14 protein-coding genes are annotated in these 16,614 nt (G+C 46.5%); 13 read left to right on the top strand and 1 reads right to left on the bottom strand.

What is annotated here, in order from left to right; all coding sequences use genetic code 11:
- Position 1 precedes the first annotated feature (1 nt).
- From MKX30_RS14725 to MKX30_RS14680, 10 genes are all read left to right on the top strand, one after another.
- Positions 2 to 1,168, top strand: a complete 1,167-nt coding sequence (locus MKX30_RS14725) for a hypothetical protein (protein WP_034095159.1) — start codon at positions 2 to 4, stop codon at positions 1,166 to 1,168.
- Between the two features lie 15 nt (positions 1,169 to 1,183).
- Complete coding sequence (locus MKX30_RS14720; RefSeq protein ID WP_023987620.1) at positions 1,184 to 2,431, top strand: CpaF family protein; 1,248 nt, start codon at positions 1,184 to 1,186, stop codon at positions 2,429 to 2,431.
- Positions 2,428 to 3,219 (top strand): type II secretion system F family protein, encoded by a 792-nt coding sequence (locus MKX30_RS14715; protein WP_023987621.1) that lies wholly within the window; start codon positions 2,428 to 2,430, stop codon positions 3,217 to 3,219. Before MKX30_RS14720 ends, MKX30_RS14715 begins: the two co-directional genes overlap by 4 nt.
- Before the next feature lie 6 nt (positions 3,220 to 3,225).
- Positions 3,226 to 4,110, top strand: a complete 885-nt coding sequence (locus tag MKX30_RS14710; protein ID WP_080751609.1) for a type II secretion system F family protein — start codon at positions 3,226 to 3,228, stop codon at positions 4,108 to 4,110.
- Between the two features lie 13 nt (positions 4,111 to 4,123).
- A complete protein-coding gene (locus MKX30_RS14705) occupies positions 4,124 to 4,315 on the top strand; it encodes a Flp1 family type IVb pilin (RefSeq protein WP_023987623.1) in 192 nt (63 codons plus the stop codon).
- Entirely contained in the window at positions 4,315 to 4,983 is a 669-nt protein-coding gene (locus MKX30_RS14700) for a TadE family protein (protein ID WP_075153925.1), read from the top strand. Before MKX30_RS14705 ends, MKX30_RS14700 begins: the two co-directional genes overlap by 1 nt.
- A gap of 40 nt (positions 4,984 to 5,023) precedes the next feature.
- Positions 5,024 to 7,240: a hypothetical protein gene (locus MKX30_RS14695; RefSeq protein ID WP_341062942.1), complete on the top strand. Its 2,217-nt coding sequence runs from the start codon at positions 5,024 to 5,026 to the stop codon at positions 7,238 to 7,240.
- Positions 7,209 to 8,204: a TadE/TadG family type IV pilus assembly protein gene (locus tag MKX30_RS14690; protein ID WP_341062941.1), complete on the top strand. Its 996-nt coding sequence runs from the start codon at positions 7,209 to 7,211 to the stop codon at positions 8,202 to 8,204. The genes MKX30_RS14695 and MKX30_RS14690 overlap by 32 nt, the downstream gene beginning before the upstream one ends.
- Positions 8,205 to 8,298: 94 nt before the next feature.
- A complete protein-coding gene (locus MKX30_RS14685; protein ID WP_209941351.1) occupies positions 8,299 to 8,811 on the top strand; it encodes an A24 family peptidase in 513 nt (170 codons plus the stop codon).
- Positions 8,812 to 8,874: 63 nt separating this feature from the next.
- A complete protein-coding gene (locus MKX30_RS14680) occupies positions 8,875 to 10,677 on the top strand; it encodes a DUF6382 domain-containing protein (RefSeq protein WP_341062940.1) in 1,803 nt (600 codons plus the stop codon).
- 201 nt (positions 10,678 to 10,878) lie between these two features.
- Here the strand turns inward: MKX30_RS14680 and MKX30_RS14675 are convergent, their stop codons facing one another.
- Positions 10,879 to 11,793, bottom strand: coding sequence for a TIGR01777 family oxidoreductase (locus MKX30_RS14675; RefSeq protein WP_028543022.1), 915 nt, complete (start codon positions 11,791 to 11,793; stop codon positions 10,879 to 10,881).
- A gap of 297 nt (positions 11,794 to 12,090) precedes the next feature.
- Between MKX30_RS14675 and MKX30_RS14670 the strand changes: the two genes are divergently transcribed.
- From MKX30_RS14670 to tkt, 3 genes are all read left to right on the top strand, one after another.
- A complete protein-coding gene (locus MKX30_RS14670) occupies positions 12,091 to 13,218 on the top strand; it encodes a deoxyribonuclease IV (protein WP_025722686.1) in 1,128 nt (375 codons plus the stop codon).
- A 22-nt stretch (positions 13,219 to 13,240) separates the two neighbouring features.
- On the top strand, positions 13,241 to 14,140 hold the full coding sequence (gene purU, locus MKX30_RS14665; protein ID WP_023987631.1) for a formyltetrahydrofolate deformylase: 900 nt from the start codon (positions 13,241 to 13,243) through the stop codon (positions 14,138 to 14,140).
- Between the two features lie 416 nt (positions 14,141 to 14,556).
- The gene (tkt, locus tag MKX30_RS14660) at positions 14,557 to 16,602 is read left to right on the top strand and encodes a transketolase (RefSeq protein WP_341062939.1); all 2,046 of its coding nucleotides are present in this window, start codon (positions 14,557 to 14,559) and stop codon (positions 16,600 to 16,602) included.
- Positions 16,603 to 16,614: the final 12 nt, after the last annotated feature.

Here is a 16,614-nt window from a genome sequence, read left to right as displayed (position 1 = left end):
GATGAGCGTTATAGTTCCAGTGAAAGTGGTATTGGCCGTAGAAAGCCGGGATTATATTGAGCCGCTGCTGAATTATGTTCACGGAAGCGAGTACGCCAGAAGGCTGAGAATCACGGCTTTTTCGCAACCGGAGGCATTTCATCAATACATGATGGAAACCAGTGGAATGAAAAGACCGGATGTGGTGGTAGGTGAAGCGGCTTTTTTGAATCTATGGACAGACAGGGAAGCTGCTGATATTCCTTGTTTGGTATTGCATGAGGGAGAACAAGTGAGCGAATATGGACAGCCTTTATTAAAGTATCAGCCTTTATCTGAGCTGGTCGGTTTTATTTTGGAAACGGCTAGACAGAGGTCGAACGGTCGGAAAAGTGTAAACAGTCGGGAAGGTGGAATGATTATCGGCATCGTAGCAGCTTCCGGTGGACTAGGCAAGACAACGGCCGCACTCAATATGTCCAAACAGCTGGGGAATGAGGGATATTCGGTATTCTATCTGAATCTGGAGACGGTGGATTCAAGCTCGTTGTTCACTGGTTCAGGCAGTGCTAGCGGAGCAGAAGGAGAAGGGCTGTCCAGGCTGCTCTATGATCTCAAGGCGGAGGGGAGTGAGGACACTCCATTATCCATGGCTTCCTACTGTATTCGTCGCCCTGAAATTCAGGCGGATACTTTTCAGCCTGTCTATAATCGCAAGGAGCTGACGGACATGACTTGTGATGAAGCGAAAGAGCTGATTCGAACGGTTGCCGAAAGCGGACAGTATGATGTAGTGATCGTAGATGGCGATTCTGAAAAAGGTGATCGGGCTCAAGCCGTGCTTGAAGCTAGTCATAAGCTGATTTGGCTGCTGGCAGACGATTTAATGAGCATGCACAAGTGCGGATTATGGCTGGATGTTTTAGAAACCACGCAGCCTGAAGGGCTTGAAGACATGATATGCAAAACCAGCTTTGTGGTGAACCGCTATATGGGGACTATGATCAACTCGTTACCTCGTGACTTCATGGAGCTGAACGGAGCGTTACCCTATATACCTTCATGGAAGCAGATGCAGCACCGTGAGCTACTGCTTAGTTCACCGATTTATCAGCGGGAAATTCGTCATCTGTGCCACGAGCTGCTGAATGTGGACAGTGTAACACATCCGCCCGCTGTTTGGTCTTAAAAGGGGCTGATGAACATGAATGAGGAACGGTTTAAGGCATTGCGAGCAGATATCCGAAACGGGCTGGACGTAACGTCTTCGGTAAAGGATGCAGATCTGGTACGGCATATTGAAAATCGAATTTTACACGATGTAGAGCTGGTGGGCTTAACTTCCCGAGAGAAGCACGCACTTGTCCGCAAGATTTTTAACTCTTTCCGTGGGCTGGATGTACTCCAGCCATTGATTGACGATCCGACCGTTACGGAAATTATGATTAACAGTCACCGGGAAATCTTTGTGGAGCGGGCTGGTGAAGTGATGCAGGTACCTGATCAATTTGAGTCTCGCGAGCGGCTGGAGGATTTAATCCAGACGATTGTAGCCGGGGTGAACCGAATTGTGAATGAGGCTTCTCCCATTGTGGATGCCCGGTTAAAGGATGGGTCACGCGTAAATATTGTGCTGCCTCCAGTTGCTCTCAAGGGTCCGACGATGACAATACGGAAGTTTCCCGAGCGTCCTATGACGATGGATGACTTGATACAAATGGGTGCGATTGATGCAGAAACCGCTGCTATGCTCAAGGACTTGGTACGTAGCAAGTACAACATTTTTATAAGCGGAGGAACGGGTTCTGGTAAAACAACTTTTCTGAATGCATTATCCCAGTTTATCCCGTCGTCTGAACGGATTATTACCATTGAAGACTCAGCAGAGCTGCAAATTGTGACGGTCCCTAATCTAGTTTCCATGGAAACAAGGAATGCGAACACCGAGGGGAAGGGAGAAATCACAATTCGTGATCTGATTCGCTCCTCCCTGCGTATGCGGCCCAACCGCATTGTGGTGGGTGAGGTCCGGGGAAGTGAGGCATTGGATATGCTGCAAGCGATGAATACTGGCCATGATGGAAGCTTGTCAACTGGCCACGCAAATAATATCCGCGATATGGTCAGCCGGCTGGAAACGATGGTGCTCGGAGGGGCAGAGCTTCCGCTTGGAGTAGTACGGCAGCAGATCAGCTCGGCCATTGATATATTCGTTCATCTGTCACGGATGCGCGACAAATCCAGACGAGTACTGGAAATTAGCGAAGTGATTGGTTTTGAAAATGGTGAGGTGACGCTTAATCCCCTTTATCGTTTTCAGGAACGAGGAGAAAGTAAGGGGCGAATCGTAGGAGGTCTGGAACGTTGTGGCGAAGGTCTGCAACATACTTTGAAGCTGCAAATGGCCGGGATCAATCCGGAAAGCTGGTACAGGGGAGGAGTATCAGCGTGAAGCCAGGAAAAACGACTGCCAAGCAAGTATCACATGAGATCCCTTCTCTGCCAGATTATACGGTGTATACATTATCGACAGTACAAAAAAGTCTGTGCATATTGTTTAGTGGCGTGCTGTTTGCGATGATCGGCTATCTATTTTATCACCAATGGATATTATCGTTGCTGTGCGCTGCCGGGGCTGGGGTGACGCCTCGTTATTTTAGGCAATTTTTGCTGCATCGACGCAGGTCTGCTCTAAGCATCCAATTCAAGCAGGCTTTATATTCACTCTCGTCTTCTCTTTCAGCGGGAAGGTCGGTGGAGAATGGTTTTCGTGAGGCTGTAGAGGATTTGAGGTTGCTTAGTCCGGATGGAGATCACGACCTGATTTTTGAATTTAACATTATTACCGCCTGTCTCGAAATCGGACAACCTGTAGAGGCTGCTTTGCAGGATTTGGCCCGTAGGGCGCAAATGGAGGATATTACGAATTTTGCGGACGTATTTGCGGCTTGCAAGCGAACCGGAGGTGATCTGGTGGAAGTTGTACGACGAGCTTCAAGTGTCATTGGTGAGAAGTTGGAAATTCAGCAGGAGATCGGTGTAATGATTGCGCAGAAACGTTTTGAATCGAGGGTTATGTTTGCGGCGCCTTTTTTGTTTGTATTGTTTATGACGATGACAGCGAGTGATTACATGATGCCCTTATACAGCGGTACAGGTATGATTTTATCAACCTTTTGTTTATTGGTGCTTGGTGGGTGTCTTGTGTGGATCAATCACATTATGAAGATTGAAGTGTAAGGAGAGATGGGTGTGGTGATGTTGGTTTGTCTGGTCATGCTGGTTCTGCAAGTGGGAGGCTGGGTGGTGCTGAACCAGATGCATGGTGCTAAGTATGCGCATTTTCGCCATATGAAGCTGGAGGGACTGCGGCTGCAAAGACTTTCAGTCCCATTTGTACACATGATTCATGCTTCACGTGCTACTCACAGGCTGCCTTTGCTGATGTTCAAGCTCCAGCGTTCGGTGCAGAAGCTGTATGGTATGCGCAACAGCGGAGAAAAAACGATGCTTTTTCTGACAGAAATGTTGGGTTACGGATATATAATGGCTGCTGGTGGAGCTTTAATATCGCTTATGCTGGGCGGGGATGCGACCGGGCTGGTGCTCGGATTGGGACTTGGTATTCTGGTACCCATCGCGCTGATCAAGGATTTGCATGGGAAAGTACAGAAGCGGGAGCAGCAAATTTTAATGGAATTGCCTGAACTGTTGAGTAAAATGATGCTTTTAGTAGGTGCAGGTGAGACGGTACAACGGGCATTGCTACATTGCGTGGAACGTAAAGGGGCGAATACGGAACATCCGTTGTATCGAGAACTGAGGCAGACGGTGGCGGAATGGGAAAGTGGCTATTCCTTTCAACAGGCATTTGAGCACCTGAGCAAACGTTGTGGTATTCAGGAAATGACAGTATTTACAACGACAGTTTTGTTGAATATGAGGCGCGGCGGGAGCGATTTCGTGATGGCTTTACGTGAGTTATCCCAGACGTTATGGGGCAAGCGGACTTCAATTAGCCGCACAAGAGGGGAACAGGCTTCATCTAAGCTAGTATTCCCGATGGCGCTGATTTTGCTAACGGTAATTGTGCTGGTGGGCGCTCCGGCTTTAATGATGATGAATATGTAGGAGGAATACAACGATGATGATATTAGTAACAGGCAGTATTCGTAAGTTGTACAAGGATGAGGATGGTCTGGGTACGTTAGAAATGATCCTGATCATTGCCATTCTGATTGCGGTGGCAATTATTTTTAAGGATCAGATCAAGAAAATTGTAGAAGGGCTTTTGAAAAAGGCGGATAAAAAAAGTAACGATTTTATGGATTCATAATGCTGCGTAAATTAGCACAAAAAGAGGACGGGAGCTTCTCCTTGGAAGCTTCCCTCGTCTTTCCCATTCTACTGCTGGTCATTTTTGTGATGTTATTTTTTTGCCTGTACATATATCAAAAATCTATATTGGTGCAGGTCGCTGCTACTGCTTCGGAAAGGGCCGCTTACAGTTGGGATAACAGCTTCAAGGACCCACGTACGGGAGCATTTACACAAGGGCAACGGGATTCTCTCTATTGGCGCCTGAAGGATGATGTTATGCTGGGAGCCCTGTTTGGCTGGACCGGAGCCAACAATCAGGAAAGTGTACAGGTGCCGGGCGGCAATGGGGGAGGCTCGTTACCTGCTCAGAAGCTGTCCAATGCAGAAAATAGAATGCCTGCGGGCATGCAGGGGCAGATGACATATGAGAACAGTATGATTCACCGTAAGGTGACCACAAAGTTAAATAAGATAGTGAAGGTACCTTTGTTGAATCAGTTTTTAGATCAGACGGATTTGCAAGGGAAAATGAGCTCTGGCGTGGTCGAACCTGTGGAATGGATTCGTACGGTGGAGTTGGTCCGTTATTATGGTGCGAAGTTTATGGGCAGAGGATCAGGTGAAAAGGTAGATTCGGCAGTTGTAGGGAAAGTACTGATGCAATATGGTCAAAACGGTCATTGAGAAGTAAGTAACGGGAATGTAACTGGAAAGGAGGAAGCGGGTGTTTGGTAAGGGACACAATACAAAGGACGGGGAATCAGGTGCTGTCACGGTCTTTTTAATTCTGATTTTGGCGGTCATGTTCGGTTTTATTGCTGTATTTATTGATTACGCGAGAATTGCTGCATTGCATGTGCAGACCGAACGTCTGACCCATGCGGCGGTTCGTTCAGTGATGTCTGCTTATGATCCGACATTACAACAGGAGTACGGTTTGTTTGCTTATGGCGAAGGCGGCGGAGAACAAATTATGGTGAAAGTGCTGAATGACAGCGCGCGGCGTACGTCACGCGCAGAAACGCTACCGCTTATGAATATGAAGCTGGATTCTAGTTCCCTGCAAATGGAAAGGGAGCTTGGTAAATATGCCATATTTAACGAGCAGATCCGTGAAGAGATGAAGTATAAAGCACCTGTCGATTTTACGTTTGAAGTGCTCGAAAAGCTAAAGCCGCTCTCTCAAAATATGAAAGAGGCTTCTCATACGGTAGATTTGCTGAAAAGGCTGCAAAAGCTGTACGACAGACGAGAGGCCAAACTGGATGACATGCTGGAGAAGCAGCGTAAGGCAGGAGCTTATATGGAAGAGGTTCGCAAGCGGATTATTAAACAGAGGGGCACCTATATGCCCAATCAGTATATATGGGACCCGCTTGAGGTTGTGGCCGATATTGCCGCTCAATATAAGCATTACGTACATGTATATGAAGACAATAAGAAGAGTGTGGACGATGTTAAAATCATGCAGATGGAAAAATATGCACGTAGAGCGAGGGCATCGCTTGATCGCCTGCGTCAGATCATGGTTCAGGCTGGAGAAGAACATGACAAGCTGCTTCTGGAAGCCAAGGAACCATTAAATGAGGCTCGACAGATTAATGAAGAGATGCGCAAAGTCATTGCCCAATATAAGCAGAGGGCGGCCAATGCAGGCTACGATGAGGTTTCAGCAGCCCCTACTCCAAGCGGAGCAGGCTCCAACGCAGATCCGTCGGTAGGAAGCGCACGGCAAAAAGCAGAGGATTTGTTGATTTCAGACAAGGAATTTGAGCAATGGGAAGCAGAAATCGAAAAGCAACGGACTTCTATAAATACTGCTAACAATAGAATAACGAGCATGATGCGTACCTTATCTTTTTATACAGATCCATTTTTGAATGCAGACATGCTCAAGCAAGAAGTCGCATCAACGCTCAAAGAGATAGATAAATACTTGAATGCGTATGCTTGGGCGGGACCTGCCAATGTACTCGACGGTGAAGTCAAAATGATGGATACGCGACGTGGACCGGACAAAGAACGCAAGAAAATGGAAAAAGAGGCGAAAAACAAGCTCAAACAAGCCTATCGGATCATTGAGGTTCTTTCCAAAGGTAAACAAAGTGCAGAACAATTCCAAAATCTGGAGCGGTATTACAATGAAAGTATTTCGTTTAACCAGTCTACATCCAGTCCATCTGTATCCGCTGATTTGCCCTATGACACCTATGATGCTGCGGGAGCTTCCATGGATAGTATGGATGGTCTATACGGGTCGGCATCCAATTTACTGACTCAACTGGGAGACGAGTTTTACCAGAATGAATACGCACTTTCTTACTTCCATCATGTGGATTTTAGCCGTTTTGGCAGTTTGGCCGGATCGGGTGGAAATGTGGGAAATGCTGCACAGATTTTGGGAGATCAGCTGGAGGTGAATAATCAGGAAGTTGAGTATATCCTGTATGGCTTCCATAATCCGACGGGTAATCTGGCATCCGCCTATGGAGAAATTTTTGCTATGAGACTTGCCATTCGAACAATGGAGGGATTGGTTAAAAACAGCTCAAAAGGTAATCCGCTGGTCGTTTTGGCGGCAGCTTTGTTATATGGAGTAGAAAAAGCGATAGAAGATATGATTATGCTGGCACAAAAGGGAGACGTGCCATTGTCTGATTTTCTGAAATTTCGAATGACATACAAGGATCATTTGCGATTGTTCCTGATGCTCCATAGCAATAATGAACGAAAAATGTCCCGTATGCTTGCTCTGATCCGCCTGAATACAGATGTCAATCCTGCTGAGCGGCAAACGTATGCAACGGGTGAGGTCAAGAATGGGATGAGGCTGTGGTTTCTACCTGGGGTAATGAAGATGCTCGGAACCGCCTCAAAAGAAGGCGAGAGTATTAAGGGAAGTGTGTACTATGTCACGAAAACAGCGCATTTTTCCTATTAATCGGTGTTTACGGAAAGTTTGTGGGCAGAAGCAATGTGAACAAGGAAGTATTGTTTTAGAAGCGTCACTGGTGTTGCCAATGTTTCTGTTTTTTATTATTTTTCTCATTTATATGGTTCAGATGACGCTGGTATCCACAGCCTTGCAGAACACCGCTTCAGAAGCGGTTAAGCAGGTTTCGACTAAAATTTACCCAGTTTCTCTAGCCGTGGAGGCGGCGTCCGCGAAAATAGATGCAGTCCGTGAACCGCTGGATGAATTGCCCAAGTTATCTGTGAGTGAATATGCAAGCCAATTCGCTGCCCAGTTGCCACCTCCAATTGGTGATTGGGTAGAAAGCGCTGTTCAGGGCGGTCAAAAGCCGATGGAGGAGCTGCGGGGGCGATTTACGGAAGCTGCACTCGATCCTGTTCTGAAGCCGATGCTAAAGCCTTTTATGGAGGAAAGCATTCTGGAGTATGACCGTATTCATATAACGAGTGTACATGTAGCTGCTCTTACAGGAACTAAGGACCCTTATTTTAGAGTAGAGCTATCGTATGAACTGCCGATGAAGGTCCCCTTTTTGTATCGCAGCATTGTTCTTCAAGCGTCGGCAGAGGAACGTCTCTGGATTGGGGACACAGGGGAGGGGACAGGTACAGGAGAGGCAACAGCGGATAAGGATGCGCAGCATTCCATACAGTTGCTCGTCAAGCCTGAACCTGCTGTGAAGGGTGTGTACAATTTGATCAAGGCCAAGGTTGAGCCTGGGACGACTGCTAATCTTTCTGTACTTTATAAGTCGGGTGAAAGCACGGCCCAGCATTTGGGCTGGACCTCTGCCAGTGCGGACGGGATTATTGAATGGAACTGGTTTGTGGGAACGAACACAACACCTGGTCAATGGAGCTTTGTGATTGAAACGGAGGACGGTCAACGTATAGAAGTTCCGTTTACCGTGGAAAAGCCAGCTGATGGTTAGATAGGATCGACTCGACATAGACGGACAGGAATAACTACGATGGAAAGTGATTTGGTAGTCTGCTAGTTCTATTTTATAAAGGGGGAAGATCGCATTGACGTGGATGTATATTGTATGCGGAGTTCTGCTCGCGATTGCGTTAGTTACGGATTTACGTAGCATGAAAATCCCTAATAAGCTTACATTGCCCGGCATAGTGGTAGGCTTGGTGTTCAATACTCTGTTTGGAGGGTGGCACGGTTTTTTATTTGCTGTTGCTGGACTGGGTACCGGATTTGGGTTCATGCTGATTTTGTACTGGATGGGAGCTGTTGGTGCAGGAGATGTAAAGCTGTTCGGCTTGATTGGAGCATGGACAGGTGCTGCTTTTGCATGGCAGGCAGCTTTATATTCGATTTTTTTTGCAGGTATTATTGGCATAGGGATTTTGCTATGGAAGAGGGAAACCATCATGAGACTGCGGCGCGTGGCTTTTAATTTAGGAGGATTTTTTCTATTTCGCAGCGGCAAAGCGCTGACCGGTGGAAATGAAGCGCACCTCAGGTTTCCTTTTATGACCGCAGTCATTCCGGGAGCGATCAGTGCTTATCTTTACTTCTTGCCATGACATGTCCGCTGGGGGAGATCATGCTACCTCACGGAGATAGGAAATTGTTAAGGAGGTCATGAATTGTTTGGTTTAAGCAGGGATTTTGCCCGGAACGGCGGGACATTTATGATTCTAAACAAGGAAGACGGGCTCAAGACCGATGATTTAAATTCCGTACAGACCGGCATGATGACTGGTAATCGGATTCCCGGTCTGCTGGAACTTAGAATAAAGGAAGTCGATTTTCAGATAGAGTTACATTACGATATTTCGGGGCAACGCATGCTTTCCCAGTTATGGAAAGGTGGGAGCGTGTCGACTTCTGATTTCTACCGGATTCTTTTTGAAGTGGCAGATACCCTCCATCGCAGCCCGCAATATATGTTAGATATCCGCCAGTTTATTTTGCACGAGGATTATATTTTTCTAAGTGGTTCAGGTACAAGGGAAACCGCCAGTTTAACCTATGTTCCTTTACGCAGTGTACAGTATGCAGGGCAAACAGGCAGTCAATTTAAGCAGATGGTTATTCGTTTAATGACTCGTGTGGCCCACCTTCAGGGAGAATATATACAACGCATACTCGATCTGTGTGATAGAAATGAATTTGAATTGGGATTGCTAAAGGAACTGCTATTGCAAGGAATGAAGGCTGGTACAGAGAGTGCTAGCGTGAAGGGAGAAAGTATGGAAGGGCGAGCTTTTTCATCAGCCGACCCTATCATATCTGCTCATACCTCACAGGGGAACTATACTGATCGTGGCGGAACATACGGGCAAGAGCATCGGGAGACTCTGCAGGAGATTCAGGAGCTTAAACGGATCAATCGGCTCAAACCGTTCGTGAAACCAGAGGAGAATTCTGAGCTTGTAACAGAAAACGAAGTAGAAGATGTGGAGCCTGGATTGCAAAAATATAAAACCTACATTACTCTCGGATGTCTGCTCGCTTCGGCCATCGTGTGGCGTTATATTTATCTGGATCATCCAGAGACGGTACCGTTGATCATTTCCGTGGTGCTGACCTTGGTACTTGCCGCTGTTGCTTATATAAGCTGGACGGGGAAATGGGAGCGCAATCGAGCTTCATCTCATATGTACAGCGATTCAGTACCTGTATTGGATTCGGAATGGTTAGGAACTACTTCTTCCTCAGCACAGCGGAAAAATGATCGTTATCAGGTAGATAAGCTGACCGGATTTGTAGCGGGACGTCATCATCAAGACAAGCAATCTTCCGATTCGAGTGATCAAGGGCAGGAGAGCTGGAAATGGACTTTTCCAAACTCAGAATCTAAAAGCGCGGGAAACCGAGTTACCGAAGATAGGGAGAACACTTCAGCAAACTATGACCTACACGAGCCATCGTGGAAAGGTGCGGGACGGGGAAATGAATTGGAAGCCAGTGATACCAGTGAGGCTTATTATAAGTCTCTCTCCGGGGTAACGGAGCTGCTAAATGCTGCATCTAAGCAGGAAACGATGCTGCTTCGTCCAGATCAAGAGATACAGATTTCACCTGTTCAGCAATCACCGATTGCTTGCCTGGAACGCAAGCCACCAGGTAGTGGAGGGACCGAGCGCATCCGGTTGCAGCCAGACCAATTCGTTGCAGGCAGCTTTATCATCGGGAGAGATCCGCAATTGGTCCAGTTTGTGGAGCATACGGATGGAGCTTCCCGTTCTCATATTGAGCTTTGCATAGTTACAGGAGAACATAGCCACATTGTTAAGGATTTATCCTCGACGAACGGAACTGCTCTGAATGGAGAGCCTATGGTGCCTTATAAGGAGTACATCCTGAATGAGGGAGACACTTTTAAAATCGCTGGAGTCTCTTATACTTATCGGTTGGACTCTTCTAAATCCTCCAATGCATCATAAATGAAGGTTATATGGATAGATGTCAAGAAGAGGCCTGTTAGATTTAGGGCTTCCTTCTTTATGAATAGTGGACTATTAATAATAATAAAATGAGGCATCTTAAAAACTTGCAGTCTGCTCGATAGATTGTGTCTGACTTAAAAAATGAACCCTAAGCTGGTAGTGACACTACCTACCAGCCTGGAGTTCCTCTTTTTGAATTCAATGCTGTTTTTGGGAAGAATGGAGTTCCTCTAGAGCGTCCTTAAGTGAAGGATAGTTAAACTTAAATCCGTGCTCCAGCGCTTTGTGCGGGAGTACTTTTTGGCCATCCAAGACAAGGGTGCTCATCTCACCGAGCAGTTTTTGAACGAGAATGCCTGGAACGGGAAACCAATGCGGACGGTGGTATACCATAGCTACTGTCCTCCCAAACTGGTCGTTCGTCAAGGGATGTGGTGATGAAGCATTCACTGCCCCGACGATTTCCGTCGTATGGATGCAGTACGTGATCAGACGAACGATATCCTCAATATGAATCCAGCTCATCCATTGATGACCGCTGCCTATTTTGCCGCCGAATCCGAAGCTATAAGGTATCTTCATGAGTGGGAATGCCCCTTTTTTTCTGTCCAGCACAAGGCTAATGCGTAACTTAATTAAACGGGCATCAGAAGGGTAGGCATTAGCGGCTTCCTCCCATTGCTCAACCACCTGAGACAAAAAATCTTCCGAACGACGCGGGCTCGTTTCATCGAATGTTTCGGTCAGGGATGCACCATAGGCGGCAACAGCCGAAGCCTGAATGATAACTTTCGGTTTTTTTTGTAGAGCATTCAATGCTTGAGCCAAACGGGCAACAGATAGCAGTCGTGATTGAAGAATTCTTTGTTTGGACTTATCCGTCCAGCGCTGATTCAGCGTTTCGCCTGCTAAATTAACGACCGCATCTGTGCCTTCCAGTACTTCAGGCTTTTGTTTTAATTCGTTCCAACTCATATATTGCAAGCGGGGGCTCGCTTCGTGTCCTACCAGTGGCTTGCGGGTAACGACTTTCACGGTGTATCCGTCGTCTAGCAGGCTTTTGACCAGTGCACTCCCCACCAATCCAGTTCCTCCACATACGATGATGTTCATGGAGCCAGCTCTCCTTCCGATTCACAAAAAAATACATCTGTTATAGAATATAACCCTTTTTGAGAAAAAAACTTCATATGAATGTACCTTTATACGATTAAGGATGTCAATCCATGATTTTATTTACCCTCGTTTGACTAACATAAATTCTGATGTGTACTTTATCTACGTGTTCCCTTAATAGAGTCATTTAAGAAAGCTGCCATAAAAGCTATGTTGTTTGATTTCAATAATCACGTTAAAATGATTAAATTAAAATAAGACAAGCATAACAGGATAAGGGGATGAATCAGGATCATGCTGAAAATTGGTTCTCATGTGTCCTTCTCGGACAAAGGTCTGCTCAGCGCTACAAAAGAAGCGTCTTCTTACGGGTCCAGCTCCTTTATGATATACACGGGAGCACCGCAAAACACGCGTCGTAAGCCGATGGAGTCCATGTATTTGGAGGAAGGCAAGCAGTTAATGGCTGAGAAGGGAATGGAAGATATCGTGGTGCATGCCCCGTATATCATCAACCTTGGCTCTTACAAAGAAAATACCTATGAGCTTGCGGTCAGCTTTCTTCAGGAGGAAATTCGACGCACACACGCGATTGGTGTGAAAAATATCGTGCTGCATCCAGGCGCTTTTACCGATAAGGATGCAGAATACGGAATCGGGCGTATTGCTGATGGTTTGAACGAGGTACTAAACGGCGTGAAGGAGACAGATGTTAACATTGCGCTTGAAACGATGGCAGGCAAAGGAACGGAAATGGGTCGTAGCTTTGAGGAGATTGCCTCCATTATAGATAAAGTAGAGCATAACGAGCGTCTTACGGTTTGTATGGACACCTGTCACATTCACGATGCGGGTTATGATATCGTAAATGATCTGGACGGTGTATTGGAGCAATTCGACCGTATTGTCGGCTTGAATCGCATCGCAGTTGTTCACATCAATGATAGTAAAAATCCAGTTGGCGCTCATAAAGACCGACATACTCCGATCGGATCAGGCTGGATTGGCTATCAGACTATTCATAATGTGGTGCATCATGAAGCACTTCAAGGACGTCCGTTTATTTTGGAGACGCCATGGATTGGCAAGGAAGCCAAAACTCAGCGTCCGATGTATGAGGTTGAAATTGCCCTGCTTCGCGGAAATGTAAAGGAACGCTTTGGGGATGAGTTTTTGGGTCAGGTAGAGCAATTGCATTCGTTTTTCAAAAAACAGGATGTGGATGTCCGTAAATTTGTGCTGGACACCTGGGCTCTGCTAAAAAATGATGCCAAAGCAAGAAAAGCCGATCCACGTGAGCCGTTGGAGCGTCTGTATGACATGATAACGGAAGCAGCACTATTTCCAGATTTGAGTGAAGAACACATTAATCAACGGTTGATTGCCTGGTTTGCCGGCAGTCATTTGCCAGTGACGGTATAAGCTAAGGGGGATTAATAGCCACATGGAAATTCACGTAAAACATCAGCCAAATAGCACTCTATCAGCCCATGAAAATCGCGCGCGTATGCTTGTATCTTGTCCAGACGGACCAGGTATTGTAGCGGCCGTGTCCCGTTTTTTGTACGAGCATGGGGCCAATATCGTTCAATCTGATCAATATACAATGGACCCGTCCGGCGGTATGTTTTTTATGCGGATTGAATTTGATCTGCCGAATTTGAGTGCAACCCAGCCACAGTTGGAGCAGGATTTTGCCGCTGTTGCTGAGCAATTCCGTATGGAGTGGACGATTTCTGCGGTTAGCCGCAAGAAAAAACTGGCTATTTTCGTTTCTAAAGAAGATCACTGTTTGGTAGAACTGCTGTGGCAATGGCAGGCAGGGGATCTGGACGCGGATATTTCATTGGTGGTTAGTAATCATCCGGATATGAAGGAGTATGTGGAATCATTTGGCATCCCGTATCACCATATTCCGGTAACAGCCGATACCAAACCGGAGGCGGAGCGCCGCCAACTAGAGGTCATTGGCGAAGACATTGACGTTATCATTTTAGCCCGTTACATGCAGATTATTTCTCCCAAGTTTATTGAGCATTATCGCAACCGGATTATCAATATCCATCATTCCTTTCTGCCGGCATTCGTGGGTGGGAAGCCATATGCCCAAGCCTATAATCGCGGTGTGAAAATTATTGGTGCTACTGCGCATTATGTAACTGAAGAATTGGACGGCGGCCCGATCATTGAGCAGGACGTGCAGCGTGTAAGCCACGGAGATGATGTAAATGAGCTAAAACGGATCGGTCGCACCATAGAGCGGGTCGTTTTGGCAAGAGCCGTGAAGTGGCATGCAGAGGATCGTATTCTGGTTCATGAGAACAAAACGGTCGTTTTTAACTAATCTTAAAATTTTAGAAAAAATTTGTGAGTATATATTTTTTGTTGAACAAAGCCCGCTGTATAACGGGCTTTGTTTTTTTATGTAAGGATTTTGCAAAATCCTCATGTGAGTTACTCGCCTTAATAAACAGTCAGTACATAATATTTTTTTGTGATTTTATAATTTTTTAAATGAGGTTAATACATTACGGGTATATTTATATGAGGACTCGGTACTACATTTCCACAATCATCTTTATAAACGATCTGGCAAACTTTCACGGCAGATGGTACAATACTTAAGAATGTATAAGTCATATTGAAACATTCAAGCAGATTCACTCACTTCAATAGACATCGTTTCTATATCGGACGGTGATGTTGGAGAGTATGACCGAATGCAATTGACATACTTTATACAATATGAGGAGGCAAACCATGACTGACCAGAACCAAGCGATTCAAAAGGATGAAAACTCCACGATCGACAATTTGTCCATCACAACTATTCGTACGTTGGCAATTGACGCCATCGAGAAAGCAAACTCGGGACATCCTGGGATGCCGATGGGCTCCGCGCCAATGGGATACCAACTTTTTGCTAAAACGATGAATCATAATCCCGATCAACCTACATGGGTTAACCGTGACCGTTTTGTATTGTCCGCAGGACACGGTTCCATGTTGCTATACAGCCTTCTGCACCTGAGCGGCTATGATCTTCCTATGGAAGAACTGAAACAATTCCGTCAATGGGGCAGCCTTACACCGGGACACCCTGAGTTTGGGCACACTGCTGGTGTAGATGCTACAACTGGACCTCTGGGACAAGGTCTCGCAATGTCCGTAGGTATGGCAATGGCTGAAGCTCAACTGGGTGCAACATATAATAAAGACGAATTTAAAGTTGTAGATCACTTCACATATGCGATCTGCGGCGATGGCGATCTGATGGAAGGTATTTCCCACGAGGCTGCTTCGCTGGCTGGTCGCTTACAACTGGGTAAGCTGATTGTATTGTTTGATTCCAATGATATTACACTGGACGGCAAGCTTAACCTGTCCTCTTCCGAAAGTGTTGCCAAACGCTTTGAAGCTTACAACTGGCAAGTACTGCGCGTAGAAGATGGTAACGACCTTCCAGCCATCCAAAAAGCCATTGAAGAAGCGCAAGGCGACTCGACACGCCCTACGCTGATTGAAGTGAAAACAGTCATCGGCTACGGAAGCCCGAACAAACAAGGTAAAGGCGGACACGGTGGTACTCATGGTTCCCCGCTGGGATCAGAAGAAGCCAAGCTGACTAAAGATTTCTACAAATGGGTATACGAAGAGGACTTCCACGTACCACAAGAGGTTCGCGAGCAATTTGCTAAAGTAAAAGAGCGCGGTATCGCGGCGAACAAAGCATGGGATGAACAGTTCGCGAAATACAAAGCTGCTCACCCTGATTTGGCAGCGCAGTTCGAAACAGCTGTAAACGGCGATCTTCCAGAAGGATGGGATCGTGATCTTCCGAAATACACGACTGGAGACAAAGCCGTTTCGACTCGTGTAGCATCTGGTAATGCTCTGAACGGATTGGCTCCAAACGTACCTTTCCTGACAGGCGGATCTGCCGATCTGGAGAGCTCCACGATGACACATTTGAACAACCTGACGAACTTTACGCCAGAAGACTACGCCGGCCGTAACATCTATTTCGGTATCCGCGAATTTGGTATGGCTGCTGCGATGAACGGTATGGCGTTGCACCAAGGTGTAAAAGTATTCGGCGGTACATTCTTCGTATTTACAGACTATCTGCGTCCAGCCGTTCGTCTGGCAGCTCTGATGGGATTGCCTGTAACCTACGTTTTGACTCACGACAGTATTGCTGTGGGTGAAGATGGTCCGACTCATGAGCCGATCGAACAATTGGCTTCCCTGCGTATTATCCCGAACCTGACAGTAATTCGTCCGGCGGACGGTAACGAAACTTCTGCTGCTTGGGCTTACACGCTGGAAAACAAGAAAAACCCGGTTGCTCTGGTATTGACTCGTCAAAACCTGCCAATCCTGGCTACTAGTGCTGAGCATGCACGCGAAGGTATCAAACGCGGTGCTTATGTGGTTGCAGATGCAGCAGACGGCAAACCGGTTGCTCAAATTCTGGCTACGGGCTCCGAAGTACAATTGGCTGTTAAAGCTCAGGAAGCACTGGCAGAACAAGGTATTCAAGTACGTGTTATCAGCTTCCCAAGCTGGGATCTGTTCGAAAAACAAGACAAAGCATACAAAGATTCCGTTCTGCTGCCAGAAGTGAAAGCTCGTTTGGCTGTAGAAATGGCGTATCCACTGGGCTGGGAAAAATATGTTGGCGACCAAGGCGACATTCTCGGTATCAGCACATTCGGCGCATCCGCACCTGGCGACCGCGTGATTAAGGAATACGGCTTTACGGTAGAGAATGTTGTTAGCCGTGTGAAAGCTTTGTTGAAATAAAACACTGGAGCA

It is taken from the genome of Paenibacillus sp. FSL P2-0173 (assembly GCF_038008045.1).
GTDB lineage: Bacteria > Bacillota > Bacilli > Paenibacillales > Paenibacillaceae > Paenibacillus > Paenibacillus polymyxa_B.
Note: the sequence above shows the minus strand (reverse complement) of the source record. Positions and strands in the feature narration are given on the sequence as shown.

Bases quoted from the DNA above. Each gene is read 5' to 3' on its own strand.
- MKX30_RS14725 (WP_034095159.1), top strand. From the start codon at position 2: ATGAGCGTTATAGTTCCAGTGAAAGTGGTATTGGCCGTAGAAAGCCGG.
- MKX30_RS14720 (WP_023987620.1), top strand. From the start codon at position 1,184: ATGAATGAGGAACGGTTTAAGGCATTGCGAGCAGATATCCGAAACGGG.
- MKX30_RS14710 (WP_080751609.1), top strand. From the start codon at position 3,226: ATGGGTGTGGTGATGTTGGTTTGTCTGGTCATGCTGGTTCTGCAAGTG.
- MKX30_RS14705 (WP_023987623.1), top strand. From the start codon at position 4,124: ATGATGATATTAGTAACAGGCAGTATTCGTAAGTTGTACAAGGATGAG.
- MKX30_RS14700 (WP_075153925.1), top strand. From the start codon at position 4,315: ATGCTGCGTAAATTAGCACAAAAAGAGGACGGGAGCTTCTCCTTGGAA.
- MKX30_RS14690 (WP_341062941.1), top strand. From the start codon at position 7,209: ATGTCACGAAAACAGCGCATTTTTCCTATTAATCGGTGTTTACGGAAA.
- MKX30_RS14675 (WP_028543022.1), bottom strand. From the start codon at position 11,793: ATGAACATCATCGTATGTGGAGGAACTGGATTGGTGGGGAGTGCACTG.
- MKX30_RS14670 (WP_025722686.1), top strand. From the start codon at position 12,091: ATGCTGAAAATTGGTTCTCATGTGTCCTTCTCGGACAAAGGTCTGCTC.
- purU (WP_023987631.1), top strand. From the start codon at position 13,241: ATGGAAATTCACGTAAAACATCAGCCAAATAGCACTCTATCAGCCCAT.
- tkt (WP_341062939.1), top strand. From the start codon at position 14,557: ATGACTGACCAGAACCAAGCGATTCAAAAGGATGAAAACTCCACGATC.